This is a genomic window from Halorientalis brevis (assembly GCF_023077655.1).
In genome coordinates, this window is the sequence record NZ_JALLGV010000004.1 from 187,000 (window position 1) to 209,825 (window position 22,826).

General features: G+C 64.5%; 25 protein-coding genes. 12 read left to right on the forward strand and 13 right to left on the reverse strand.

Annotation, left to right across the window (positions count from 1 at the left end):
- Positions 1 to 56 precede the first annotated feature (56 nt).
- Both MU553_RS09135 and MU553_RS09140 read right to left on the reverse strand, forming a co-directional pair.
- On the reverse strand, positions 57 to 1,673 hold the full coding sequence (locus tag MU553_RS09135) for a histidine kinase N-terminal 7TM domain-containing protein (RefSeq protein ID WP_247377993.1): 1,617 nt from the start codon (positions 1,671 to 1,673) through the stop codon (positions 57 to 59).
- Positions 1,674 to 1,954: 281 nt separating this feature from the next.
- Positions 1,955 to 2,206, reverse strand: a complete 252-nt coding sequence (locus tag MU553_RS09140) for an MTH865 family protein (protein ID WP_247377995.1) — start codon at positions 2,204 to 2,206, stop codon at positions 1,955 to 1,957.
- A 193-nt stretch (positions 2,207 to 2,399) separates the two neighbouring features.
- On the opposite strand from MU553_RS09140, the gene MU553_RS09145 reads away from it, so the two are divergent.
- The gene (locus MU553_RS09145) at positions 2,400 to 3,176 is read left to right on the forward strand and encodes a hypothetical protein (protein WP_247377998.1); all 777 of its coding nucleotides are present in this window, start codon (positions 2,400 to 2,402) and stop codon (positions 3,174 to 3,176) included.
- Here the strand turns inward: MU553_RS09145 and MU553_RS09150 are convergent.
- From MU553_RS09150 to MU553_RS09160, 3 genes are read right to left on the reverse strand one after another with little or no spacing between them, the layout of a single operon-like run.
- The gene (locus MU553_RS09150) at positions 3,164 to 3,385 is read right to left on the reverse strand and encodes a hypothetical protein (protein ID WP_247378000.1); all 222 of its coding nucleotides are present in this window, start codon (positions 3,383 to 3,385) and stop codon (positions 3,164 to 3,166) included. The genes MU553_RS09145 and MU553_RS09150 overlap by 13 nt on opposite strands.
- A complete protein-coding gene (gene cydB / locus MU553_RS09155; RefSeq protein ID WP_247378001.1) occupies positions 3,385 to 4,386 on the reverse strand; it encodes a cytochrome d ubiquinol oxidase subunit II in 1,002 nt (333 codons plus the stop codon). Before cydB ends, MU553_RS09150 begins: the two co-directional genes overlap by 1 nt.
- The gene (locus MU553_RS09160) at positions 4,379 to 5,800 is read right to left on the reverse strand and encodes a cytochrome ubiquinol oxidase subunit I (RefSeq protein ID WP_247378003.1); all 1,422 of its coding nucleotides are present in this window, start codon (positions 5,798 to 5,800) and stop codon (positions 4,379 to 4,381) included. The genes cydB and MU553_RS09160 overlap by 8 nt, the downstream gene beginning before the upstream one ends.
- A gap of 288 nt (positions 5,801 to 6,088) precedes the next feature.
- Here MU553_RS09160 and MU553_RS09165 point away from each other — a divergent pair, with 288 nt between their 5' ends.
- Positions 6,089 to 7,297: a right-handed parallel beta-helix repeat-containing protein gene (locus MU553_RS09165; RefSeq protein ID WP_247378006.1), complete on the forward strand. Its 1,209-nt coding sequence runs from the start codon at positions 6,089 to 6,091 to the stop codon at positions 7,295 to 7,297.
- 9 nt (positions 7,298 to 7,306) lie between these two features.
- Here the strand turns inward: MU553_RS09165 and MU553_RS09170 are convergent, their stop codons facing one another.
- On the reverse strand, positions 7,307 to 8,989 hold the full coding sequence (locus MU553_RS09170; protein WP_247378008.1) for an NADH-quinone oxidoreductase subunit D: 1,683 nt from the start codon (positions 8,987 to 8,989) through the stop codon (positions 7,307 to 7,309).
- 150 nt (positions 8,990 to 9,139) lie between these two features.
- On the opposite strand from MU553_RS09170, the gene MU553_RS09175 reads away from it, so the two are divergent.
- A complete protein-coding gene (locus tag MU553_RS09175; RefSeq protein WP_247378011.1) occupies positions 9,140 to 9,799 on the forward strand; it encodes a helix-turn-helix domain-containing protein in 660 nt (219 codons plus the stop codon).
- Between the two features lie 133 nt (positions 9,800 to 9,932).
- Here MU553_RS09175 and MU553_RS09180 read toward each other — a convergent pair whose 3' ends face one another.
- Together MU553_RS09180 and ilvD are read right to left on the reverse strand one after the other, a co-directional pair.
- Positions 9,933 to 10,553, reverse strand: a complete 621-nt coding sequence (locus MU553_RS09180; protein ID WP_247378015.1) for a DUF6230 family protein — start codon at positions 10,551 to 10,553, stop codon at positions 9,933 to 9,935.
- Positions 10,554 to 10,795: 242 nt separating this feature from the next.
- Complete coding sequence (ilvD, locus tag MU553_RS09185) at positions 10,796 to 12,538, reverse strand: dihydroxy-acid dehydratase (protein ID WP_247378017.1); 1,743 nt, start codon at positions 12,536 to 12,538, stop codon at positions 10,796 to 10,798.
- A 120-nt stretch (positions 12,539 to 12,658) separates the two neighbouring features.
- Here ilvD and MU553_RS09190 point away from each other — a divergent pair, with 120 nt between their 5' ends.
- The 6 genes from MU553_RS09190 to MU553_RS09215 all read left to right on the forward strand — a co-directional run bounded on the left by MU553_RS09190 (position 12,659) and on the right by MU553_RS09215 (position 17,486).
- Positions 12,659 to 13,627, forward strand: a complete 969-nt coding sequence (locus MU553_RS09190) for a beta-ribofuranosylaminobenzene 5'-phosphate synthase family protein (protein ID WP_247378021.1) — start codon at positions 12,659 to 12,661, stop codon at positions 13,625 to 13,627.
- Between the two features lie 209 nt (positions 13,628 to 13,836).
- The gene (locus tag MU553_RS09195; RefSeq protein ID WP_247378023.1) at positions 13,837 to 14,049 is read left to right on the forward strand and encodes a hypothetical protein; all 213 of its coding nucleotides are present in this window, start codon (positions 13,837 to 13,839) and stop codon (positions 14,047 to 14,049) included.
- A 129-nt stretch (positions 14,050 to 14,178) separates the two neighbouring features.
- The gene (locus MU553_RS09200) at positions 14,179 to 14,802 is read left to right on the forward strand and encodes a hypothetical protein (RefSeq protein WP_247378026.1); all 624 of its coding nucleotides are present in this window, start codon (positions 14,179 to 14,181) and stop codon (positions 14,800 to 14,802) included.
- A gap of 85 nt (positions 14,803 to 14,887) precedes the next feature.
- A complete protein-coding gene (locus MU553_RS09205; RefSeq protein ID WP_247378028.1) occupies positions 14,888 to 15,724 on the forward strand; it encodes an RAD55 family ATPase in 837 nt (278 codons plus the stop codon).
- A 122-nt stretch (positions 15,725 to 15,846) separates the two neighbouring features.
- On the forward strand, positions 15,847 to 16,839 hold the full coding sequence (locus MU553_RS09210; RefSeq protein ID WP_247378030.1) for a hypothetical protein: 993 nt from the start codon (positions 15,847 to 15,849) through the stop codon (positions 16,837 to 16,839).
- On the forward strand, positions 16,836 to 17,486 hold the full coding sequence (locus MU553_RS09215) for a DUF8135 domain-containing protein (RefSeq protein WP_247378033.1): 651 nt from the start codon (positions 16,836 to 16,838) through the stop codon (positions 17,484 to 17,486). The genes MU553_RS09210 and MU553_RS09215 overlap by 4 nt, the downstream gene beginning before the upstream one ends.
- Here MU553_RS09215 and MU553_RS09220 read toward each other — a convergent pair whose 3' ends face one another.
- Positions 17,487 to 18,044 (reverse strand): response regulator transcription factor, encoded by a 558-nt coding sequence (locus MU553_RS09220; protein ID WP_247378086.1) that lies wholly within the window; start codon positions 18,042 to 18,044, stop codon positions 17,487 to 17,489. It lies immediately after the preceding gene.
- A gap of 163 nt (positions 18,045 to 18,207) precedes the next feature.
- Between MU553_RS09220 and MU553_RS09225 the strand changes: the two genes are divergently transcribed.
- Together MU553_RS09225 and MU553_RS09230 are read left to right on the forward strand one after the other, a co-directional pair.
- Entirely contained in the window at positions 18,208 to 19,182 is a 975-nt protein-coding gene (locus tag MU553_RS09225; protein ID WP_247378036.1) for a sensor histidine kinase, read from the forward strand.
- Between the two features lie 47 nt (positions 19,183 to 19,229).
- Entirely contained in the window at positions 19,230 to 19,556 is a 327-nt protein-coding gene (locus tag MU553_RS09230) for a transcription factor S (protein WP_247378039.1), read from the forward strand.
- On the opposite strand, the gene MU553_RS09235 is transcribed toward MU553_RS09230, so the two are convergent.
- Positions 19,553 to 20,011: a pyridoxamine 5'-phosphate oxidase family protein gene (locus tag MU553_RS09235; RefSeq protein ID WP_247378040.1), complete on the reverse strand. Its 459-nt coding sequence runs from the start codon at positions 20,009 to 20,011 to the stop codon at positions 19,553 to 19,555. The genes MU553_RS09230 and MU553_RS09235 overlap by 4 nt on opposite strands.
- Positions 20,012 to 20,152: 141 nt before the next feature.
- Here MU553_RS09235 and MU553_RS09240 point away from each other — a divergent pair, with 141 nt between their 5' ends.
- On the forward strand, positions 20,153 to 20,662 hold the full coding sequence (locus MU553_RS09240; RefSeq protein ID WP_247378043.1) for a YkgJ family cysteine cluster protein: 510 nt from the start codon (positions 20,153 to 20,155) through the stop codon (positions 20,660 to 20,662).
- 32 nt (positions 20,663 to 20,694) lie between these two features.
- Here the strand turns inward: MU553_RS09240 and MU553_RS09245 are convergent, their stop codons facing one another.
- The 3 genes from MU553_RS09245 to MU553_RS09255 form a co-directional block, all read right to left on the reverse strand.
- A complete protein-coding gene (locus tag MU553_RS09245) occupies positions 20,695 to 20,970 on the reverse strand; it encodes a hypothetical protein (protein ID WP_247378045.1) in 276 nt (91 codons plus the stop codon).
- Between the two features lie 169 nt (positions 20,971 to 21,139).
- Positions 21,140 to 22,003 (reverse strand): ZIP family metal transporter, encoded by an 864-nt coding sequence (locus MU553_RS09250; protein ID WP_247378046.1) that lies wholly within the window; start codon positions 22,001 to 22,003, stop codon positions 21,140 to 21,142.
- An 86-nt stretch (positions 22,004 to 22,089) separates the two neighbouring features.
- Positions 22,090 to 22,782, reverse strand: coding sequence for an SDR family NAD(P)-dependent oxidoreductase (locus tag MU553_RS09255; RefSeq protein ID WP_247378048.1), 693 nt, complete (start codon positions 22,780 to 22,782; stop codon positions 22,090 to 22,092).
- Positions 22,783 to 22,826 lie beyond the last annotated feature (44 nt).

Consider the following 22,826-nt stretch of genomic DNA (forward strand, 5'->3'; position numbering starts at 1 on the left):
AAAATTCCTGTTCGAAATGCGAGCACGATACCAGCTCGTCAGCCACGTGCTCGGAATTACCGCGGCGGCTCGCCCCGTTCGAGGGTAAAGGAGACGGTGGAGCCGTCGCGACGGCTCTGGCCGAACGTCAGATCGTCGCCGGACTGTTCGACGAAGCGATAGACGAGCCACAGGCCGACGCCCGAACTGTGTTCGAGGGGCGTTTCGGTCAGGCCGTTCTCGAGGATCCGCTGTTCCGTCGCGGGGATGCCGGGGCCGTTATCGGCGACCGCGACGCGAACGCGGTCGTCGAGCGTCACGCTGACTTCAACCCACGGCGTGTCCGACGGGTTGTGGATGATCGCGTTCTCGATGAGGTTCGCGATTGCCGCTTCGAGTCCCCACGACGCGTTCACCCACACGTCCTCGGGACAGTCCAGTGAGATGGTCGCCTCGGGGTGGACGTCCCGTTGCCGGCGAACGAGGTCCTCGAGAACGTTCGAGAGGTGCATCGTAGACTTGCCGTCGGTATCGGCGACGATGCGCTGGATCAGCCGGACCTTCTCGCTGGTCTCGACGATGGAATTGACGTTCTCGGTGACCGCCTCGAGGTGGTGCTGGCCGTCCGCGTCGACGTGGTCTGCCAGCACGTCGGTGTGTCCCGTGATGACGGTGATCCGATTGGAGATGTTGTGACGGAGCACGCGCGAGACGACTTCGAGGTGCTGTTGTCGGCGCTGCAGTTCGGTGACGTCGGTCACGTTGACCGTCCACCCGAGATGATGGGGGCCGTCCCTGATCGGGGAAATCTGGAGTTCGAGATGGCACGTCGAGCGGCGATCGATCGTGATCTGGGTCTGTGTCTGGTCGACCGCATCGAACGGGAGGTCGTGTTCGTGCAGGAGGTCGTCGATGGGCCGTTCCTCGTACAGCGGGAGCTGCGGGAAGTAGTGACTGGCAGACTGGTTGTAGTCGTGGACGCACCGGTTCGTGTCGAGGATGATCATCCCCTCGCTGCTCTGTTCGACGGCCGTGTCCCGGGCGACCGGCACGATCTCGAAGAGGTCCTCGGAGATCGCCATGGTCGTCAGCGCTCCGAAGGCAGCGAGACCGAACGGCGTGTAATCCAGCCCGGGAATCGGTGCGACGTCCAGGATCGAGACGATGTTCACGAGAAAGGGGAGGAGCCCGCCGAACATCACCAGGAGTTGCGAGGTGGTGTTGTACCGGGTCTGGACGTGCAGTTTGAGCAGCATGTAAATGCCCGTCATCGCGAGGAGATACGAACCGAGGATACAGACCAGAAACAGCGGTTGAAAGTCCGAATGCACGTAGTGCGGGAAGACGGCGGTCGACCAGCTGATCTCGGTCCAGAGGTAGTTGTGGAACGGATTGGTGACCAGGATCGCCCCCAGCAGTGGCATGGTGATCGTCTCCGAGACGGTGAAGGCCCGCGTGCGGTGCCAGTCTCGGCCCGTGTAGGCCGACGCGAAGACGAAAAAGACCACTGCGACGGCGACGCCAAAGGGCAGTTCCAGCCACACGAGGACGTACTCGACCGCCGGTGGCGCCAGCAACTTCGCCGCCGCACTGAACGAGTACACCGAACAGAGCGCCAACAGCGCGATGAACGGTTTCCGACCCCGAACGTCCGGATACCGAGAGACGACGACCGCGAGTCCCAGCAGTAACACTCCCGAGACGGAAAAGAGAAGGCTCAGAGAGAACTCAATACCGGTGAAAAAATGTCATGTTACGATGGAGTAGTTCGGACGTAGATAAAACAGTTTGGGAAAACTAAGCAGCCAAACCACCGTAAATAACGCCAACAGGGACCCTAAGCGTAATTACACGTGGCACCCCGTTGACAGCACAGGCAATGATACTATTCTAATACATCGAGGACGCCGGACCACAGTAGTGGAGCGAGTCGGCGGTGGGACAGCCGGCGAGCGGGAGCGGCCGTCGACGCCGATTAGATGTAGTCCTCGTCTTCGAGGCCGTCGAGAACGTCGTCCGTGAGCGATTCGACGTCGTCGTAGGGGAAGTCCCCGCCACCGCCCTTCTGGTTGAGTTCCATGGCGGTGAAGCTCACGTCGCCCGACTCGAACGTGGTAGCCGGGCCGTTCGGGAGCGCCGGGACGAGGTCCATCGGACTGGAAACCGGATAGTCTGCGCCTTCGAACGCCTCGACGAGTTGCTCGCGGAGTTCGTCTCTGTCTGCCATAGCGTCGCACAGTTCGATTGCGACCAGACTGAACTTGCTGCCTCGTATTCGAGGGGATTGTTTGGCGTCCCGGAGGGACGGTGGCGCAGACCGTAAGCGGCGACCGCGGGACAGACGGTGCAGTGGGAGGACCAATTTTGAGAATCGCCCGAAGCATTGATGACCACACGGCGGGTTCTTCCGGCAAGACGACATGGCGGCGGGAAACCTCGGCACGATCTCACTCGACGACGCGGACGTAGACTACGACGACTACGTCGGTGTGCTCGAAGGCGGCGTCTTGAACCGCAGCGAGCGAATGCTGGACGCCTACACCGACCTCGAATCGCAGTTCCGCGACCAGTTCGAGGAGGAAGTGACCGAGGACCCCGATCGACATCTCGACAGTTCGGACGGCGTCGAGGCGTTCCGGACCGAGTTAGCGGACGTCTACGAGGAACGACTGTACCCGACGTTGAGTTCGGCCGGCGAGGAAGACATCGGCGGGTACGCTGAGTTCCAGGACACGATGCGGACGCTGTCGGAACTGAACTACGTGCGGTTCTACGAACAGCTCGAGGACGGTCGCAGCGCGGTCTCGAAAACCCGGAACCACAGTTCAAACGCCCTGACGCTGTTGAACGAGGTCGGAGAGATCCTGACCGAGAAGGGCTACACCCACGAAACCAAAGAACCGATCAAAGAGCGGTTCAGCGAGTCGAAACGGCAACTGAAAGCGGCCAACCGTCGCCGGCACGCGGCCAGCGCCACCGTGAAGCGCTGTTACTTCTACTATTTCACCGGCGAGCTCCTGCGCGAGAAGTACGGCCTCGAACCGGCCGAGTACCGCTACGTCGACTTCGACGAGCCGATCCGCGAGCGACTCGACCGGGTCCGCGAGGAGTTCGTGCGCCAGGCGAAGCAGATCAGCCACGGGCGGCGCTCGCTCCAGCACAAGATCGAGTACATCAAGAAGAACTACGACCTCTGAGTCGCGTCGGCAGCGGCGAGGTGCGCAGTCACGAGTTCGTTCACGTTGTACAGCAGGATACCCACGGAGACGAGCGTCGTGAGCAGATAGACGATGAACCCCGGCGGGCCACCGATCGACGTGCCGACGATCCCGCCGGTGATGCCGGCGAGCGTGAGTTCGAGCCAGGTGACGAACACGCGGGAGAGCAGTTTCGGTTCGTCCGGCATCAGTACGACTCCCCGGCCTCGACTGGGCCGCTGAACGCGGAGTAGAGGACGCCGAAGTAGACGAAGACGAGCGGCAGCAGGACGGCCGCCCCGATCGACATGAGATTCAGCGGGAGCGTCGAAACGATCCCCTCGCTGACTGTCACGCCGGCAACCCGGTCGACGTACGGGTAGGTCAGCCGGGCGACGACGGCCACCAGCGCGAACACGAGGCCGGCAGCCGCCGCGAACGCCAGGTAGTGGCGGTCAGCCCTGATCGCCAGCACGTAGCCCACCGCGAGGCCGACGGTCACCCCGACGAGCGCCAGTGCGACCGGCGAGAGCAGCGCCGCGCGAACCGGGGGCGTCGTCGCGTAGATCGTCGCGAGCGCGAGCACGACCAGGATCAGGTACGCGACCACTGCACGCTGTGCGTCAGCCCGCAGGTCCGCGCGCAGGTCGCCGCGGGTCTTGAGTCGAAGGAACGCTGCCCCGTCGACGATCGTGAGTGCGACGACGGCCAGCCCGACCACGACGCCCGGCAGCGTCAGCGTCCGACTCGCGCCGACTGCCCAGTTGGCCGTGAACAGCCCCAGGAAGAACGGGGCCGTGACGCTCCCGACGACGAACGCGCGGCCCCACAAGCGCTGCCAGTTCGCGTCCTCGCGTTGCTCGTACATTTCGGGGGCGAGGCCGCGTAGGATGAGCGCCCCGAGGATGGCGAACATCAGGAGGTAGTGGCGGCTGAACAGACTGGCGTAGACGACCGGAAACGCCGCGAACAGCGCCCCACCGAACACGACCAGCCACACCTCGTTGCCGTCCCAGAACGGCCCGATCGCCGCGATGAGTTGCTCGCGCTCCTCGTGGTCCTCGCGAGTCGCGAACAGCGCCCCCACGCCGAAGTCGAACCCGTCGAGAAACAGGAACGTCCCGAGGATGAAAAACAGGAGGCCGAACCACAGCTCCGCGAGCGGCAGTCCGAACAGCGGCTCGGCGGCCAGCGACAGCGGCTTAGTCATCACCGGCCACCCCTTCAGGAGCGGCGTCCTCGCGCTCGACGACGCGGAGGTCGTCGCCAGTCGGCGGTCCAGCGCGGACGATGCGGGCGATCACGTACGTGTAGAGCGCGAGCAGTCCGAGGTAGACGACCGCGAAGCCCGCGAGCGTCAGGGTCGCCTCGGCACCGGTGAGACCCGGCGAGACCCCCTCGCTGGTCTCGAGGACGCCCTGGATCACCCACGGTTGGCGGCCGACCTCGGTGACGATCCACCCGAGTTCGACGGCGACGATGCCGAGCAGCGTCGACAGCATCAGCGACTTGTGCAGGAGGTCGTCCTCGTAGAGCTCGCCGCGCCACCAGCGGTAGGCCCCCCAGAATCCGAGCAGGATGAACCAGAAGCCCAGCGCGACCATGATGCGGAACGACCAGAACACGAGGGCGACGGGCGGCGCTTCGCCGTACTCGTTCAACCCGACGATGGTCGCCTCCGGATCACCCCCGCTGGCCAGCCAGGACGCCCCGCCGGGGATGCCGATGCCGAACAGTTCCTTGGCCTTCGGGTTCGTCAGGTCCTCGAGGCTCGTCGGGAACGCGACGATGTACTCGGGGACGTAGGAGTCGGTCTCCCAGACGGCCTCCATCGCGGCGAACTTCTGGGGCTGGGTCTCGTAGACGTGTCGCGCGTAGAGGTCGCCGTGGAGCGCCTGCAGCGGCGCGGTGACGACGAGCGCCACGAGGGCAATCTTCAGCGTCGTCTCCCAGAAGCCCACGTTCTCGATGGGGTAGCCCCAGACGTGGTGGCGGAACACGTAGTAGGCGCCGAGGCCGGCCATGAACAGCGCAACCGACAGCACCGCCGCGTTCTGCATGTGGACGAACATGAACGGGAAGCGCGGGTTGAAGTACGCGGCCATCGGGTCGGTCAGCGTCACGATCTGCCGACCGCCTTTCTCGACGAGTTCGTACCCGCGCGGGGTCTGCATCCAGGAGTTGGCGATCAGGATCCAGACCGCAGAGAGCCAGGTTCCCAGACCGACCGCGACCGCCGAGACCATGTAGAGGGCGTTGCCGACCCGCTCACGGCCGAACACGAAGATGCCGAGGAACGTCGCCTCCAGCATGAACGCCATCATGCCCTCTACCGCCAGCGGGCCGCCGAACAGTTCGCCGGCGACCGTCGAGAACGCCGCGAAGTTCGTCCCGAACTCGAACTCCAGGACGATGCCCGTCACGGTGCCGACGACGAACGAGATCGCGAAGATCTTCGTCCAGAAGCGGCGCAGTTGCTCGTAGATCGGCGCACCACCGCGTATCTCCTTCCACGTGAAGTAGACCAGAAACGGGGCGAGGCCCATGCTCATCACGGGGAAGATGATGTGGACGATGGTCGTCAGGGCGAACTGGAATCGACTAGCGAGGACTGGATCGAGCATAGGTTGCGTGACAGGGGATGGTGGGTAGGTGGCGACGGGTGTCGCCCACGAGACGCTCGATTGGGACTACGGGAACTGCGGCCCTATCTCGTTCCCAGATTCTCGCCTGGAGAGAACAGCCAAACACGTTTAGTTGTCCAAGCCCGTAGACGTAAGCTTGAACAGTTTATTCCGGTTCGTCGATCGAAGCCCGTCGGTGCGGCGGTGACCGGGGACCGGACGTTCTAAGCCAGGCTTATCTGGAAATACGCGGTTTCTAACTAATTGACTGGCATTCCAGCCACGGATATGGAATGGGTCCCAGGGCCAGTGACAGTAGCTGTTGCCGCACTCGTCGCAGGGGTCGTCGTCGGGAGTACCGCCGGAGCGACGGCTGCAACGACACAGACCGTCACCGAGTGCACGACGATCACAGAGCCGGGAGCGTACGAACTCTCCGCCAACGTGAGCGCGCCCGCCAATGACACGTGCATCCGCATCGAATCGAGCGACGTCGTTCTCGACGGACAGGGCCAGACGATCACGGGGACGAACGGCGAGAACGCGACGGGGACGGGTATCCTCGTCTCCGCGTCCGAGGGCGGCGATCTGCTGGAGAACGTGACGGTCCGGAACGTCCACGTCGCCAACTGGGGAACCGGCGTCACCTACCGGGACGTGACGGACTCGACGCTCAGTTCCGTTACCGTCACAGACAGCCAGAACGGGCTGACAGTGACCGAAAGCTCGCAGATCACCATCCAGAACACCTCCGCGACGGACAACGAGGACGGCGTCCTCACGCGGGACGTCACCGATTCGACGTTCCACGACACGACCGTCGCGAACAACGAGGGCACGGGCCTGTACACGAGCAACGACTTCGACGGCAATCGGCTCGTCAACACCACGGCCCGTGAGAACGGCGAAACGGGCATTCGCATCGGTCCGGCCTGGAACACCGAGTTCGTCAACACGACCACGAGCAGCAACGGGGGCGACGGGCTCACGATGCTCGACAGCGGCCGCGTCGAGATGAGCCACCTCACGGCGACTGACAACGGCGAGACCGCCCTCTCGCTCACGGCCGTCGCCGGGGCACGGTTCGAGAACGTCACCGTTCAGAACAACACTGGCGCGGTGTACGCCGCCGTCGAGTCGCGCAACGTCACCGTCCAGGCACTGACGATGGGCCCCGGCGGGACGGTCTCACTCACCGCTGGGTCGGCGACTATCACGGACGCCGAACCGCCGGCCGCGCCCGAGGGCTACGAAGCGGTCGGGCCGGCGATCAACGTCTCGCGCGCCGAAGACGGCCCGAGCATGCCAGTTGTGTCGATAACGCTCGACGAACGGGACGAAACGACGCCCGCACTCTGGCAGTACGAGGACGGCGAGTGGCGCGAACTCTCGGACGTCACGTTCGACTCGGGCGAGTACACGCTCACCGCGACTGTCGGGAACGGGATCGTCACCCCGCTCGATACGACGACCGCCGACAACGAAACCGACGGGTAGGCACCGCGTTCAGCGGTCAACCTCGCCCATGATCGTATCGAGGCTGCCGAGAGTCGCCACCAGGTCCGCGACGTACTCGCCTGCTGCCATTTCCGCCAGCGCCGAGAGGTTCGAGAAACACGGGCTGCGGATCTTGAACCGGGCGGGCGTGTCAGTCCCGTCCGAGCGGATGTAGATCCCGAGTTCCCCCTTCGCACCCTCCACGGCCCGATAGATTTCCGTGTCGGGCTCCGGTTTGAGCGTCCGCGGGACGTTGGCCTGCAGCGTTCGGTCGTCTTCGGACCAGTCCGCCAGCAGGTCGACGCACTGTCGGACGATCTTCGCGGACTCTTCGATCTCCTGCAGCCGGACGAGTACCCGGGCGTAGTTGTCGCCGGCGTCCTGCGTCGCGACCTCCCAGTCGAGTTCGTCGTAGTAGCCGTACGGGTCGTCGCGCCGCAGGTCGTAGTCGATGCCCGACCCACGAGCGACCGGTCCGGTCACGCCGTACTCTTTCGCGGTTTCGGGGTCTAACACGCCGGTGTCGACGCAGCGAATCTGGAACAACTCGTTGCTGGTCAGCAGCGTGTGGTACTCGTCGAGTTTCTCGGGGAGGCCATCGAGGAACTCGTGGACGTTCGCGAAGAACTCCTCGCGGGGTTCCGGGACGTCCCAGACCACACCGCCGAGCCGGAGGTAGTTGAACATCATCCGCTGGCCGGTGAGATCTTCGAGGACGTCCTGGACGAGTTCCCGGTCGCGCATCGCGTACATGAACGCGGCGTTGAACTCCCCGAAGATGTCCAGCGCGTACGTGCCGATGGCGATAAAGTGGTTGGCCAGCCGCGAGAGTTCCGCACCCATCGTCCGGATGACCTGCGCGTACTCGGGCACCTCGATGTCCGCGAGGTCCTCGGCCGTGCGGGCGTACGCCCACTCGTTGATCAGCCCGGACGAGAGCCAGTCCCAGCGGTCCGGAAACGGCATGATCTGGTGGCGATAGGTGCTCTGCTGACACAGCTGTTCCTCGCAGCGGTGGATGTACCCGATGTCGGGGTCGACGTCGGCCACCTGCTCGCCGTCCAGCACGGTCTCCAGATGGAGCACGCCGTGGGTCGAGGGGTGATGCGGCCCGACGTTGATGAACATCGTGTCCGCGTGGTTCCCCTCGCCGCGATGGTCTTCTTCCAGCGGGTTGGCGTGCTCGCGGAGCGTGACGATCTGGGGCTGGGTCTGGTTGTACTCGAGCGACAGGGGATGGCCCTGCCAGGTCTCGGGCAGGAGAATCCGACGGAGGTCCGGGTGCTCCTCGTACTCGATGCCGATCAGGTCGTAGGCCTCCCGCTCGTGCCAGTCGGCCGTGGGGAACACCGGCGCGGCAGACTGGCTCACCGGGTCGTCTTTGCTCGTGGGGACGACGACCGACAGCTCCTGGGTCGGGTCGTCGTACTTCCGGAGGTGGTAGATTGACTCGTAGCGGTCCCGGTACTCCTGGGCGGTCAGACAGGCGCAGTGGTCGAAGCCGGCGTCTCGCTTGAGCGTGCTGAGGACGTCCTGGACGTCGTCGGGACGGACGACGAACCCCTCGGCGTTGCCGTGGTCCTCGCGAGCGAGAAGTTTCTCGCCCAGCAACTGAGCGAGGCGGTCGTAGTCCACGCCCGCCTCCGTCGCGCCGAGTTCGCCCGCGCGTGGCGCTGGCTCTTCGAGACTCATCGGCGACGCACCCCCGAGACGGCGCTCACCGTTGGCGTCGACTCTGCAGCGTCGCGTCCGTTCATGACAGTGGGAGTTCGAAGTGAACTGGCAAACGGATTGACTCGTAGTCACTAGCCTATTTATCAATGGCCGGTCAGCAGTCGGACGATGAAGTACCTGCATCTCACGCTCCGGGAGCCGCCCGAGTGGCGCAATCCGATGCACACGTTTCTCATGGGCCACGACGAGATGCACACGGCCGAGCTGTTGAACTGGAACACGAGCGCCGAGGACCTCGACATCATCCTCTTTCGGATCGTCGGTGCCATGGACCCGTACACCGCTGCACTCGACGACTCCGCGTTCGTCGTCGACTACGAGACGGCGCGAATCGACGGCGACTCGTTCTACGTCTACATCGAGCACGAAACCCGTGACGTGGACGACCAGTTCCGCGAACCGTTCCTCGAACGGCGCGTGTTGGCGATTCCGCCCATCGAGTACACGGAAGACGGCGAGACCAAAGTCGCAATCGTCGGCCGTAGCGAGGACGTCCAGGCCACCGTCGACGCCATCCCGGCCGAGATCGACGTCCAGATCGACCAGGTCGGCGAGTACGGCCAGGGCCTCCGGCCGTCACAGTCACTGCTGACCGACCGGCAGCAGGAGGCGGTCAGTGCCGCCCTCGCCCACGGCTACTACGAGGTGCCTCGGGAGGGAACCGTCGAGGACGTCGCTGCCAGCCTCGACTGCGCACCGAGCACCGCCTCGAACCACCTCCGAAAAGCCGAAGCACGACTCGTCCAGGCAGTCACGGCGTCTCAGTGAGCGTCGAGAGCTGGCGGAAACGCCACCGGCGGATGCACTTCGCGTCCGGTACTCGGCGCCGAGCGAGGGGAGCAGTCGAGCTGCACGGTGGATCGACGGGTCGAAAAAATTCGCGGTCAGCGAGGTGACTACGTTACGTGTAGTCCTGCGGATCGGTGTAGTTGCCGTTGTTGTTGGTGTCGAGCTGCACCTCGAGGCCGAGGTCGGGCAGCGTGATCGTATTGGTCGCGAGGTAGGTCGCGCGGATCTGCGCGCCCTCGAGCAGCAGACCGGGGTTGGAACCGCCGGTCAGGTTGACCTGGCGCGTGACCGAGGCTTCGGTCGCGTTCCCCGGTGCGCGCAGCGTGATCATGTTGTGGATACCCTTCCTGGTGTTCGCTGTCTTCTCCTCGTCGATCTCGAGGCCGCTGAACTCAGCGTTGGTCGCTGACAGTTCTGGCGTCTTGAGGAGCAGCTGTCCGGACGTCACGTTCGCGGATCCGCTACCGGCGGTGATGACGAGCCGCGCGTTGGCGTCGGCGACGTTGTACTGATTGAGGTTGAAGCGCTTGATGAGCTTCAGATCGTCAATCGTCACGCCGTTCAGTTCGACGACGCCCTGCGGATAGCCTTCGCCGCTCGAGTAGTTCTCCGCGTCACCGTCACCGGGGTACAGCATGAGGTCCTGCCCCGTGATCGTGTCCGCCTCGATCACGAACCCCCCGATACCTGAGATGGGTGTTGCGAACGCCGTTCCGGTGCTCAAAAAGAGCATGCCGACGACGGCGACAACCCCCAGCGATGCGCCTGTACTTTTCGCAAGGATGCTTTTATCGTACACTTCGTTCCCCCCTAGGGCACAGGTTTGTTTCTCATCTACTCACCTTATACTTATCCCCTATATCACTGGTTATTTATAAACAGAGTGTCGCCTCGACGAGCGCCGTACCAAGTACGCCGAAGAAAAACGGACCGCCAGACACGGCCGGAAACGGCTCGCGAGCGGTTGTGTGCTCGTTACTCCCGCTTCGCGCCGGGGTTGGTCACTGCTCCGTTGGCGGCCGAGCCGAAGTCACGGTGGTACTTCGCGAGCACGCCGGTCGTGTAGGACGGTTCGGGGTCGTCACGCGCGTCGAGCCGCTGTTCGATCTCCTCGTCCGAGAGGTCGACGGAGAGTTCCAGATTGTCGATGTCGATGGTGACGACGTCGCCGTCTTCGAGCGCGGCGATGGGGCCGCCGACGTACGCCTCCGGGGCGACGTGCCCGATGGAGAACCCGCGGGTCGCGCCCGAGAACCGGCCGTCGGTGAACAGCGCCACGTCCTCGGCGTGACCCTGCCCGGCGACGGCGGACGTGACGCCGAGCATCTCGCGCATCCCCGGTCCGCCACGGGGTCCCTCGTTGCGGATGCCGATGACGTCACCGGTCTCGACGTGTCCCTCCTGGACGTACTCCATAGCACCTTCCTCGTCCTCGAAGATGCGGACCGGCCCCTCGTGGTGGAGGTGGTCTTCACCGGTGATCTTGATGACCGCGCCGTCCGGCGCGAGGTTGCCGGTGAGGATGCGGATGGCGCCCCGTTCGTGGATCGGATCGTCGACCGTGTGGAGGAACTCCGCGTCCAGGTCCTCGATGGCCGACGGATCCTGCGCTTCGAGTGCCTCGGCCATCGTGTCGCCGGTGACCGTCAGCGCGTCGCCGTGGAGCAGGTCAGCCTCGTGGAGCGCGTTCAGCACGACCGGAACGCCGCCGACCTCGTGGAGGTCGTTCATCACTTTCTCGCCGCCGGGCTGGAGGTCCGCGATCTTCGGCGTCGTGCGGCTGATGCGGTTGAAGTCCTCGATGTCGAGGTCGACGCCCGCTTCGGCGGCCATCGCCAGGAGATGCAACACGGCGTTCGTGGAGCCGCCGACAGCGACCTGGAGCGCGATGGCGTTCTCGAAGGACTCCTTCGTGAGGAAATCGGAGGGCTTGCGGCGTTCCTGGACGACGTCGACGACGAGTTCGCCGGCCTCGCGGGCGACGTCGTAGCGCGATTCGTCCTCGGCCGGCGGGGACGCAGAGCCGAGCGGTGCGAACCCGAGCGCCTCGGAGATCGAGGCCATCGTGTTGGCGGTGAACATCCCACCGCACGAACCCGCACCGGGGCACGCGTTGCGTTCGAGGTCGTCGAGTTCGTCCTCGGTCATGTCGCCGTCGGCGACCGCACCGACGCCCTCGAAGACGTTCTGGATGGTGACTTCGCGGCCCTCGTGTTCGCCAGGCATGATCGAACCGCCGTAGAGGAAGACGGAGGGGAGGTCCGTCCGGATGGCGGCCATCATCATCCCGGGCATGTTCTTGTCACAGCCGCCGATGGTGACCAGTCCGTCCATGCGCTCGCCGAAGGCGACCAGTTCGACGGAGTCGGCGATGACCTCGCGGGAGATCAGCGAGGCTTTCATCCCCTCGGTCCCCATCGAGATGGCGTCGGAGATAGTGATGGTCCCGAACTCGATGGGCATCCCGCCGGCCTCGTCGGTGCCTTCGTAGGCAGCGTCCGCCACGTCGTCGAGGTGGACGTTACAGGGCGTGATGTCGGCCGCGGGGTTGGCGATCCCGACCATCGGGGAGACGAGGTCCTCGTCGTCGTACCCCATCGCGCGGAACATCGCCCGGTGCGGGGCCTTGTCGGCCCCCTCGGTCACGTCGTTGCTCGGGAGGTCGTCCGGCTTCTCGTGATAGTCGGACGCCGTCCGCTGCTCGGATTCCTGACTCATAATCGAGGACAGTCCCCGTGGCGGCTTTAATTGCCCGGATGCCGCAGTCGGGTTCGGACCGCACCCGTCGCGAGTGCCGGTGCCGAAACGCATTAGCATCGGAGCGAGAACTAACCGACAATGACCGCTCGCGTCGCTGCCGGTGCTCGCCTCCACTTCGGGTTCCAGAACCTCTCGCTCGCCCGCGAGCGGCTGTACGGCGGCGTCGGCGTCGCCCTCGACGAGCCCCGGGTCGTCGTCGAAGCCGAACCGGCCGAGGGCATCCGCTGCGACGACGACCTCGCCGCCGAGTACGCCTGGACGGCCGTCGACCTCCTCGGCGTCGACGGCGCCAAGATCGAGGTTCGAGACCGGCTCCCGCGCCACGTGGGCCTGGGCAGCGGGACGCAGTTCGCCCTCGCGACGCTGACGGCCATCGCCGGCGCCTACGACGTGGACCCGGCGGTCCGCGAGCACGCTCCCGCGCTCGGTCGCGGCGGACGGAGCGGCGTCGGCGTCGCCGCCTTCGCGGACGGCGGCTTCGTCGTCGACGGCGGCCACCCGACGGAACTGTTCACCGCCGCACCGCCCGCCGACGGCCAGTGGAGCGTTCCCCCGGTGACGGCGCGACACGAACTCCCCGAGAGCTGGCGGTTCGTCGTCGTCGTCCCGGAAACCAGCGAAGGACGGAGCGGCCAGCGCGAGGACGAGAGCATGCGCGCGGTGGTCGAACGCGCCGACACCGGGATCGCCGACGAAGTCGGGGGCGTGCTCCTCCGACGGGTGCTCCCGGCCGCTGCGGAAGGTGACCGCGAGACGTTCGGCGCCGGCGTGGCGAAACTCGGGCGCCTCAACGGCGCCTGGTACGCCGACGAGCAGGGCGGCGTCTACCGGCCGCCCGCTGGCCGCATCGTCGACCGACTGGCCGACTGCCCCGCCATCGCCGGGGCCGGCCAGTCGTCGTGGGGGCCGGCCGTGTACGGCGTGACCCAGGAGCGCGGCGTGGATGAGGCGCGAGAGGCCGCACGGGACGCTCTGGGGGCAGCAGGCGTCGAGGGCCGCGTGCTCGTCACCGCGCCGCGGAATCGCGGCGTTCGCGTCGAACGGTAAGGAGTCGGACCGAGGTGACTATTGTTTAGTATATTAGCGCTTGTGAGCGGTCTGTCCGGAAATTATGGATCGCGATCAGCTCAGGTCATACCATCCCCACCACCTCTATTGACAAATAAACAAAACATATTGACTTATCCGACTCTGGTGCCAGAATCGGACATGTATATTGGGAGGTAGGTCCAACCTATGCTTAATTGTGGACCAAAATGAGTTTAGATAGGTACTTAAAATCGGTTGCAGAGGCTTTCAGATATGCAATTGCTGCCATAGCTGGGACACTTGTAGGCAGTTTAGAGGGAATCCCAGTCACGGTAACAAACATGGCTTTAGCTACTCTTGTTCTTGTAGTGATTATTTTGGTTCTGGGCTTCCTCGATTACTTAGTTCAAGTCCATATCAATCCAGAAATCGAAGAATAGTCCAACTTTGTCCCGAGAACCAGACGCAGAGTGTTCCGGCTTAGAGTGACTCTGTCGTCGAATATTAGATGGGAGAGACGGCCATTTATTGAAAAATCTTTTATCATTTTCCTTTGAGTGTCTTCTCGAATGCAACGTCGTGAACTGTTGCGAAAGACTTCCGTCGTGGCTACTTCCGTGGCCGTTGCAGGATGTTCAGAGAATGCCTCGGAATCCCCCGGTGAACAGAACGTCTCGGAATCTCAGGAGGGAGATCGAGAGCAGAGTCCACAAGGATCGAAGCTCGGGAGTGAAAGTTCGCCGTGGCGAGGATTGATGTTCGTTCTCGAAGCCCCTTCGCCGGAGGAGATCAGGCAACAGTTCGATTCACCTGCACCGGTGATTCTCACCGGCGACGACGTCCAAATGGTCTTTTTCGAGACTGACGACCATCGGAAGCTCAGTGAAACGGCCGACAGAGTAGGATACGAAGTGCGAAGCATGTCGTCTATCGTTTGGAGAGGTCAACCAGTCTGTGATATCCGAAGTCAGATTCGTATCCCCGCTACACCTTCGATGGGAGAAGTCCAAGAGGTATTCCCTGATGCTGTCCGCATCTCGCAAGTCGCAACAGCAGGCAGTGGGCGTTTTTGGTCCATCTTCTCTCGATACGAGACGAAAGCAGAGATCTCATCACGTCTCGACGAACTTCAGATTGAAGAGGAGTCCGCATCAGTTATCCTCTACAGCGGGTGTAATCGAAGCAATTCGTAGTATGGATCTTGTCTGACTCTGTACCGAAAGTCTGACTGGTCAGAATCCCCGTAACAACTACGGCACCGCGTCCGTATTGGGCGGTATGGACCGCATCCCCTTCGGCATCCGACAACTCGATACGCTGATCGACGGGGGCGCGCCGCCGGGGAGCGTCGTCTTGCTGTCGGGCGAGTCCGGGGCCGGCTCGCGGGAGTTCATGTACACGAGCGCCATCGTGAACGGCCTGGGGCTCACGGACCAGGACCTCCACGACCTCTACTACGGCGACCTCGCGTCCAGTGCCGACCTCCCCGACGAGATCCACTACATCTCCTTCACCGCCGACAGCGACCAGCTCTACCGCGAGATGAATCGCGTGATGGACGCGGAGGTCGTCGAATCCGGCTTCGATCAGGTCGAGTTCATGGACATGGCGGAAGTGTACTTCCACACCAGCAGCGTCCCGCGACCGTGGTACGCCGAAGAGACGACTCACATCCGGGACATGGCGGGCCGTCACGACCGCGAAGAGCTGTTCGCCGCGCTCGGCGACTACCTCAACGAGCACGCACGGGGAAACCTCGTCATCCTCGACTCGCTGTCGGACCTCATCAGCGCCATCGGCGACGAACACGACTGGTCGGACATCGTCTACCTCCTCAAGGGACTCCAGAAGGCCGCCCACTCATGGAACGGTCTCATCCTCGTCCACGTCAACCACGAGACGGTCACGGCGGTCGAACACGGACAGTTGATCGACGCGGCCAACGGGGCGATGATCTTCGAGTGGGAACAGGGCGGCAGCGAACGCGCCCGGACGCTCGTGTTCAAGAAGTTCCGCGGCGTCCTCTCGCGGATCCAGGACGAGAACATCATCCGCTTCGAGACGGAGATCGGCGACGCCGGGTTCGACATCAGCGACGTTCGAAAGATTCGTTGACACGTCCCGTCAGCGATCCCCCAAACCGACCGGTAGGACCGCCTTACTTCCAGGCGAGACTGTTTTACAATTTGATAAGGAGTGGCAAACTCTTAACTATCGTAGCAGTCAACGTCCGGTAGATGGCCAGCGAGCCGTCAGACGAGCCTGTGTCGGTTTCACTCCCGCCGGAGATCGCAGAGTGGATCGACCAGCAGGCCGCCGACCGGGACACCGACCGTGAGACGGTTCTGGTACAGTTGCTCGCGGCCCACCAGGCGACCGAAGAGTTCGACGACGGCACCGAGATCGACGCCGATCTCCTCGCCCGAACGACCGATCTCGAAGACGAGGTCCGCGACATCATCGCCGGGCGGCTCTCGGACATCGCCGGCGCCGTCGCCGACCGCATCGACGTCGAACAACAGGTGCAGGCGGCGCTCGACGACCAGGTCGCGGCCGCCGTCGACGAGCAGGTCTCCGCGGCGGTTGACGAGCACCTCGCCGAGACCCTCGACGAGCGGGCGACGGACCTGGCCCAGACGGCAGCCGAGCAGGCGAGCCAACAGCTCCAGAGCGAGCTCCAGTCGGTCGAGTCGGACTTCGTGGCGAAGATCGAGGACGTTCGCGATCGCGTGATCCAGGTCAAAAAGGAGACCGACCAGAAGGCCCCGGCCGACCACGAGCACGAGGCGCTGGACGACCGGATTTCGGAACTCGCCGCCGAGACCGAGGAGATCGCCGCAGGGATCGACGACCTGCGCGCGGATTTCGACGCCGAAGGGGCCGACTACGAGGAGCGCCTGGACGAGGTAGACGAGACGGTCCAGGACATGCAGGAGAAACTGCGGACGGTGGCGTACGTCGTCAGGGACCTGCGTGAGAACGCGGCGTTCGACAACAAACGAGACACGTCCGTCGAGCAGCTCAAACGGACGGCCGCCGAACACGACGTCGAGCGCGCCCGCTGTGAGGCCTGTGGTCAGGGCGTCGCCATTTCGCTGCTGACCGAACCGGAATGTCCCCACTGCAACGCGACGGTGACCGACGTCACGCCGGGCACGGGCTTCTTCGGGAAACCGGAGCTGGTCAAGGCACAGGGGATCGAGGCCGCATCGGACGGTGAGCGCCAGTGAGTGACGATTCGGACGAGCGCGACGACCCGTTCGAGTCGTTCGACGCCCCCGACGACGTCGATCCCTTCGAAGACCTTGAGGGACCCGACGACGCCGAGGAGACGAGCGACGCGGGCGAGCCGACAGTGCCGCCGGACGACGATCAGACGCCGCCGGGTCGCATGACCGACGACCCGTTCTCTCAGATCTCCGAACCGGACGACGGAGCGAAGGGACCCGTCGGCAGCGACGCGCACTCGGACGCGGACGCGACCGACGAGAGCGGCGACGGGGCGGACGCGACCGACGACCCGTTCGACTCTTTCAGCAGCGCCGGGACCCAGGGTGGGTCGGACGACGATCCGTTCGGCGCGTTCGAGTCGGTCGGCGTCGACGAGATCGACCCGGACGCGGTCTGGGACGTGCTCTCAGCCGCCGAAGCGGAAGGAATGCCGGAGTTCGACGAGAAGGTCTTCTACGAGGTCTCGAAACACAGGTTCTGCGAGCGCTGTGAGTACTTTTCCGAGCCGCCCGCAGCTTCGTGTTCCTACGAGGGAGCCGCGATCGTGGAGTTCCTCGACATGGAGCAGGTGCGGCTCGTGAACTGTCCGGTCGTCGCCGAGCAGCGAGCGCTCGAAGAGAGCGTCGGCGAGATCGGCTCGGACTGACTACAGGGAGCGCCCGGAGCCCCGTTCCAGCGAGCGGTAGGTTTCGACCACTTCCTCGAAGTCGTCCATCGACTCCCGGAGCTCGTTGCTCAGTTCGACGGCCTCACGCTTGAGCCGGTTGAACTCCTCGTCGTCTTCGAGTTCGCTGGGCGTCCGCTCGGCTTCGAGAACCGACAGCTTCGACAGCAGTTGGAAGAACTCGTCGAGTCGCGGGTCCGACCCAGGCGTGTCGACGTGCTGGTCGAGCGTCGAGAGCAGCGTGTCCTTGTCGACGGGTTTGCAGAGGTAGTCGTCGAAATCCATCTCCAGAATGTTGAGGTCCGGGTCCACCGCCGTCACCATGATGACGGGGAAGTCGTAGCCGCGGTCCCGGAACTCCACGAGGACGTCGTCCCCGTGGATGTCGGGCATCCGGCGGTCGAGCAGGACGGCAGCGACGTGGTCGCCCGCCTTCTCGAGCGCTTGCTCACCGCCGTAGGCGATTTCCGTCTCGTACTCGTCGCGCAGTTTCAGCGCGTACGCCTCGGCCACGTCTTCTTCGTCGTCGACGACGAGCACCGTCTGCGTGAACTTCCCGGACACGTTCGTGCGTGTGTTCCGCGATACGCACTGAAATACCTTTGCGAAATTTCGCGTCGTCGGACCGCCCTCTGGGACTCACAGCTCGGGTTCGTACGTACACTTATTAGCTGGGCTTGACAACGACGAGAGGAGTCGAGTAATGGCGCAGTCGGACTTCCTGGCGGTCCACCCGGACCCAGTCATCCACTACGGGCGCTCGGCAGACGGCATCGTCATCAGGCGGATCAACGCCGCCTTCGAGACGACCTTCGACGTGACTGCGGGGGACAGTGTGTCACTCCAGGAGACGCTCGAGTCGGGAGTGACCGTCTCGGACGTCGCCGACGCCATCGAAAGCGGTGACTCGCTGGACCGCCGCGTCACCTGTCCCGTGGACGGCGACGCGCGCCCGTTCCGCCTTCAGCACATTCCCGCCGAGGACGGCGGCTACCTCGTCTACACCGACGAGAGCGAGCGCGTCGCCAGAGAGCGCGAACTCGAAGCGCGCAACGAGCAGTTGGAAACGTTCGCGAGCGTCGTCTCCCACGACCTCCGCAACCCGATCGACGTCGCCGAGACCTACCTGGCCGCCGCGCGTGAAGAGGACGACCCCGAGCACTTCCGCCGCGTCGCGGACGCGCTCGATCGAATGCGGACGCTCATCGACGACGTGCTCGCGCTCGCCCGCCAGGGGAAGGTCCTCGACGACACCGAACGCGTCACCCTCGCGACCGTCGCCGAAGACGCCTGGGCCACCGTGGACGCGACCGACGCCTCGCTGGCCCTCGCCGACGAGACCGCCACGCTGCAGGCCGACCCGGACCGCCTCCAGCAACTCGTCGAGAACCTCCTGCGCAACGCACTCGAACACGGCGGCCCGTCGATCACCGTCGGCACCATCGACGGCGACCGTACCGGCTGGTACCTCGAAGACGACGGACCGGGCATCCCGGCCGACGAGCGCGCGGACGTCTTCGAGCCGGGCGTGACCAGTTCCACGGACGGCACCGGGCTCGGGCTGGCCATCGTCGAGCGGATCGCCGACGCCCACGGGTGGACGGTCACGGTGACCGACGGCGACGACGGCGGCGCACGCTTCGAGGTCACCGAGGTCGAGTCGCTCCAGCCATTCTAGCCGAAAGAGGCAAATGGGATTCGGGACCGTAGTCTGGGGTATCCACTATGCAATTCTGTGACGAGTGCGGGTCGATGATGCACGCCGCCGACGGGGACGAGATGGTCTGTTCGTCCTGCGGCGCTCGCGTGGCCAAAGACGAGGAGAAAGCCGATCAGTTCGTCACCACCGAAGAGCAAAGCGGCGACGAACTCATCGAAACCGAGGAAGGGGCGAACTTCGAGGGGAAACCGACCGCCAACGACGTCACCTGCGAGAAGTGCGGCCACGGCAAGGCCTGGTACACGATCAAACAGACCGGGTCGGCCGACGAACCGCCGACGCGGTTTTTCAAGTGCCAGGAGTGTGGCTACCGCTGGCGCGAGTACAACTAACGCTCTTTGACTTCGAGGCCGCGGACTTCGTCGAGTTCGAGCCGCCAGCCGTGCATGTCGTCGATGGAGTCGGCGCGCTCGAAGTCGCTGGAGAACCAGCCGTTGTCGTCGAGCGCGTCCACGAGCCGGTCCCAGTCAGCGGTGTCGTGTTCGACCCGCCGGACGGGCCCCGTGATCGCGATGCTCTGCCAGTCGAACCGGCCCCTGATGTCGTTCACGAGCAGCCGCGCCGTCTTGCCGTCGTCGATGAACTCGAACTTGCGGCCGTGGGGGCTGTCTTCGAGGAAGACGAAGGAGACGTCCTCGCCGTCGTAGCCGAACGACACCGGGAGGCTGTAGGGCTCGTCGTCGCTGGCCAGCGAGAGGATGCCCCACCCTTTCCCGACGAGCAGGTCGTCGATGTCGTCGGCGTCCATGGGCGTCCCCATCCACTGCCCGGTGGTATCCATCGTCATAGACGATAGTTGTCGGCCGACGGCCTTGAAACTACGCCACGGGGACGGCTGCCGGTCGATCCACGCAACTGTCGAACGCGGGTAGCAGGGCCGTCGCCGCCGAACCGCGGGCTTTTGTCGCCGCGTGCGTAACGGCCGGCTGTGTCGTCCGACGCCCGTCGCGTCGAGGTCCACCCCGGCAAGGAGGCCGTGGTCGAGTTCGATCCCGAGCTGACCTTCGAGTGCGTCGAGGAGTGTACGTGGTGCTGTCACCACGGCGTCCTCCTCTACGAACCGGACTTCCTCGCCCTGGCGGACTGCGCCAACCTCGCCGAGGCGACGACCTCGTTCCGCGGCGAGGACTTCGTCCGCCAGGAACGGAAGGACCGCGACGATCACGTCGACGAGAACGGCGACGCCTGTTTCTTCCTCCGCGAGGACGGACTCTGTTCGCTGCACGCCGACCACGACTGGAAGCCCGCCCGCTGCTCGGTGTTTCCCCTGACCGTCACCGTCGAGGACGACGAGATCCACGTCGACGTGCGCGAGTCCGCCCACGAACACTGCGAGGGGCTTGACGTCTCCGAGCGCCGCGTCGTCGACAATCTCGACGCGTTTCTCCCGGCCGTCCTCTGGGAACTGGACGATCCGGAAACGCGTCGGGAGCTCTGAAAAGCGGGGGCGTTCGACCTGCTGGTGAGTAGTCAGTACGGTCCGGACCAGCCGCAATCGACGCAGCTGAACAGGCCCTGACCGTTGACCGTTGGCCCCGTACAAGTAGGACACTCGAACATGGATTTGCCGCCGTCCGTGATCGCGACAGGCTCGCCGCCCACGTCTGCGTCGTCGGTGAACCGGTCGGGAAGGTCCGGATGACACGCCGCACAGACCCACTCGATGGTACGGTGCGTTTCGCTTCCGAACGCGCGGTGCCGCCAGACGTGCGTGACCGCACACCCACAGTTGTCACATTCTGTCATCGCTTGGCTAAACGAACGTCAGACTACGGCATAAATCTTGTCCCAATTGTGCACTAATTAGTCCACTATAGATATATTATCCTTATATTGCGGCCAGGGATGGTCGATCGTCAGGAAGGAGCAGAGCACAGTGACCGATCGCACAGAAACGAACCGGTGACGGCCAGTCTCAGGCACCGATCGCGAGCCAGGTGAGAAAGACGACGACGACGCCAAGCGACGTACTCAGGACGGCGTGGAGGCGAAGTCGGTCGAGTTGGTGGTGGGCCTTGTCCGAGAGGCGCGCGACTTCCCCGACTTCGCCGCCGACCTCACACCGCGGGAGGAAGTCCATCGCGACGTGGAGGAAGATACCGGCGGCGAACCCGAAGATCGCGGCGTTGATCGCGGGGCTGGTCGGAAGCTGGACGAGCGCCGAGGGGATGCCAGCGAGTCCGATGCCGGCAGCGGGCAGCAGAATGACAGACGGAGAGCGACCGGCGCTGGCCAGTCGACGCGCGGCAGCGTAGCCGGCAGGGCCCTTGTGGGAGACGATCGCGAGGCCCAGCAGGAGGCCGAGTTCCGGCATCGAGCCGTAGATGAGCCCGATGATGACGCCGGCCGAGAGCGCGTGCGCAGAGAGCTGGACGGCAGTGTTGTCGAACGCAGCGTTGACGTGTGCGAGTCGGTGTCCGAGGACGTGCGAGCCGAAGCCGACGAGGATGCCCGCAGCGACGCCGAACCCGCCGATTCGCGGATCGAGGCCGATCGCCTGCGGGAGCAGAAACACCGCCGCGCTCGTTATCATTGCCCCGCTGGCAAGCCCGTAGCCCCAGACCAGTCCGGTCGGATTCGCCTCGCGGGCGGCCCTGATACCGAACGGGATCGCCCCCGCCATCGCCGCGAAGGCCACCCACGAGATCACGAGCATCTTCCAGATCCCAGCAATCACCGCCACACCGGACAGCAGGGTCAACGCCACGACCCCTGCCATTCCGAGTAGTGACGGAGAGCCAGGAGAGTTAATAATTTTCGTGCTCATGTTATTAGACATCTGCGTTAAAAACGCCCGTTTGTAATAATAAAAGCATCGGTCGAGGAGTCAGAGACGGGGCCAGTCCGGCGAGAACGGGGGTTCGGTCAGTTCGTCGCCCGTTTCCAGGTTTTCAGATCGACCACCTGACCGTCGACGTCGTCGGGTGCTGCCGTCGTCGCTGCCCAGGTGAACATCGGTGCGACGTCTTCGGGATCGCGCCCCTGGGACCCCGCGAGGTCGGTGGCGACCTGCCCGGGGTCGACGATCGCAACCGACTGGTCCAGTTCGGCGGCGAACCCGCGAGCGAGCGCTTCGACGGTGGCCTTCGAGACGGCGTAGGTCCCGTAGCCGGGTTTCGCGTCGCGTGCGATCGCGCCAGAGGGCACGACAATTCGGGCGTCGTCGGCCAGGTGTGGGAGCGATTCGCGGACCGTCGTGAACACGCCCCGCGCGTTGGTTCGGATGTGATCGTCGAATGCGGCGTAGGATTCGCTGGTGAGCGGCGTCTCGCCCGGCGACCCGTGATACACGCCGGCGTTCGCGACGACGACGTCGATCGACCCGCCCTCGCGCGCTGCCGTCTCCATCAACCGTTCCACGTCGAACTCGTCGCGGACGTCCGCGCGCATGGCCGTCACGGACCCGCCCGCGTCGCGGATCGTTTCGGCGGTCGCCTCCAGTGCGTCGGCGTCCCGCGCACAGATGACCACGTGGGCGCCGTCGGCGGCGAACTGCCGCGCGACGGCCGCCCCGATGCCACGGCTCGCGCCGGTGACGACGACTGTGTCCCCGTCCATGTCGTGGCTCTTCGTCGGTCAGCCCCATGGGAGTTCCCCCTCGC

Excerpts from the sequence above, each read along its gene's own strand:
- MU553_RS09195 (WP_247378023.1), top strand. The coding sequence starts at position 13,837 with ATGAGTTTAGATAGGTACTTAAAATCGGTTGCAGAGGCTTTCAGATAT.
- MU553_RS09255 (WP_247378048.1), bottom strand. The coding sequence starts at position 22,782 with ATGGACGGGGACACAGTCGTCGTCACCGGCGCGAGCCGTGGCATCGGG.
- MU553_RS09140 (WP_247377995.1), bottom strand. The coding sequence starts at position 2,206 with ATGGCAGACAGAGACGAACTCCGCGAGCAACTCGTCGAGGCGTTCGAA.
- MU553_RS09250 (WP_247378046.1), bottom strand. The coding sequence starts at position 22,003 with ATGTCTAATAACATGAGCACGAAAATTATTAACTCTCCTGGCTCTCCG.
- MU553_RS09170 (WP_247378008.1), bottom strand. The coding sequence starts at position 8,989 with ATGAGTCTCGAAGAGCCAGCGCCACGCGCGGGCGAACTCGGCGCGACG.
- MU553_RS09190 (WP_247378021.1), top strand. The coding sequence starts at position 12,659 with ATGACCGCTCGCGTCGCTGCCGGTGCTCGCCTCCACTTCGGGTTCCAG.
- MU553_RS09200 (WP_247378026.1), top strand. The coding sequence starts at position 14,179 with ATGCAACGTCGTGAACTGTTGCGAAAGACTTCCGTCGTGGCTACTTCC.
- cydB (WP_247378001.1), bottom strand. The coding sequence starts at position 4,386 with ATGACTAAGCCGCTGTCGCTGGCCGCCGAGCCGCTGTTCGGACTGCCG.
- MU553_RS09245 (WP_247378045.1), bottom strand. The coding sequence starts at position 20,970 with ATGACAGAATGTGACAACTGTGGGTGTGCGGTCACGCACGTCTGGCGG.
- MU553_RS09230 (WP_247378039.1), top strand. The coding sequence starts at position 19,230 with ATGCAATTCTGTGACGAGTGCGGGTCGATGATGCACGCCGCCGACGGG.
- MU553_RS09145 (WP_247377998.1), top strand. The coding sequence starts at position 2,400 with ATGGCGGCGGGAAACCTCGGCACGATCTCACTCGACGACGCGGACGTA.
- MU553_RS09160 (WP_247378003.1), bottom strand. The coding sequence starts at position 5,800 with ATGCTCGATCCAGTCCTCGCTAGTCGATTCCAGTTCGCCCTGACGACC.
- MU553_RS09235 (WP_247378040.1), bottom strand. The coding sequence starts at position 20,011 with ATGACGATGGATACCACCGGGCAGTGGATGGGGACGCCCATGGACGCC.
- MU553_RS09175 (WP_247378011.1), top strand. The coding sequence starts at position 9,140 with ATGAAGTACCTGCATCTCACGCTCCGGGAGCCGCCCGAGTGGCGCAAT.
- MU553_RS09225 (WP_247378036.1), top strand. The coding sequence starts at position 18,208 with ATGGCGCAGTCGGACTTCCTGGCGGTCCACCCGGACCCAGTCATCCAC.
- MU553_RS09210 (WP_247378030.1), top strand. The coding sequence starts at position 15,847 with ATGGCCAGCGAGCCGTCAGACGAGCCTGTGTCGGTTTCACTCCCGCCG.
- MU553_RS09165 (WP_247378006.1), top strand. The coding sequence starts at position 6,089 with ATGGAATGGGTCCCAGGGCCAGTGACAGTAGCTGTTGCCGCACTCGTC.
- MU553_RS09205 (WP_247378028.1), top strand. The coding sequence starts at position 14,888 with ATGGACCGCATCCCCTTCGGCATCCGACAACTCGATACGCTGATCGAC.
- MU553_RS09150 (WP_247378000.1), bottom strand. The coding sequence starts at position 3,385 with ATGCCGGACGAACCGAAACTGCTCTCCCGCGTGTTCGTCACCTGGCTC.
- MU553_RS09180 (WP_247378015.1), bottom strand. The coding sequence starts at position 10,553 with ATGCTCTTTTTGAGCACCGGAACGGCGTTCGCAACACCCATCTCAGGT.
- ilvD (WP_247378017.1), bottom strand. The coding sequence starts at position 12,538 with ATGAGTCAGGAATCCGAGCAGCGGACGGCGTCCGACTATCACGAGAAG.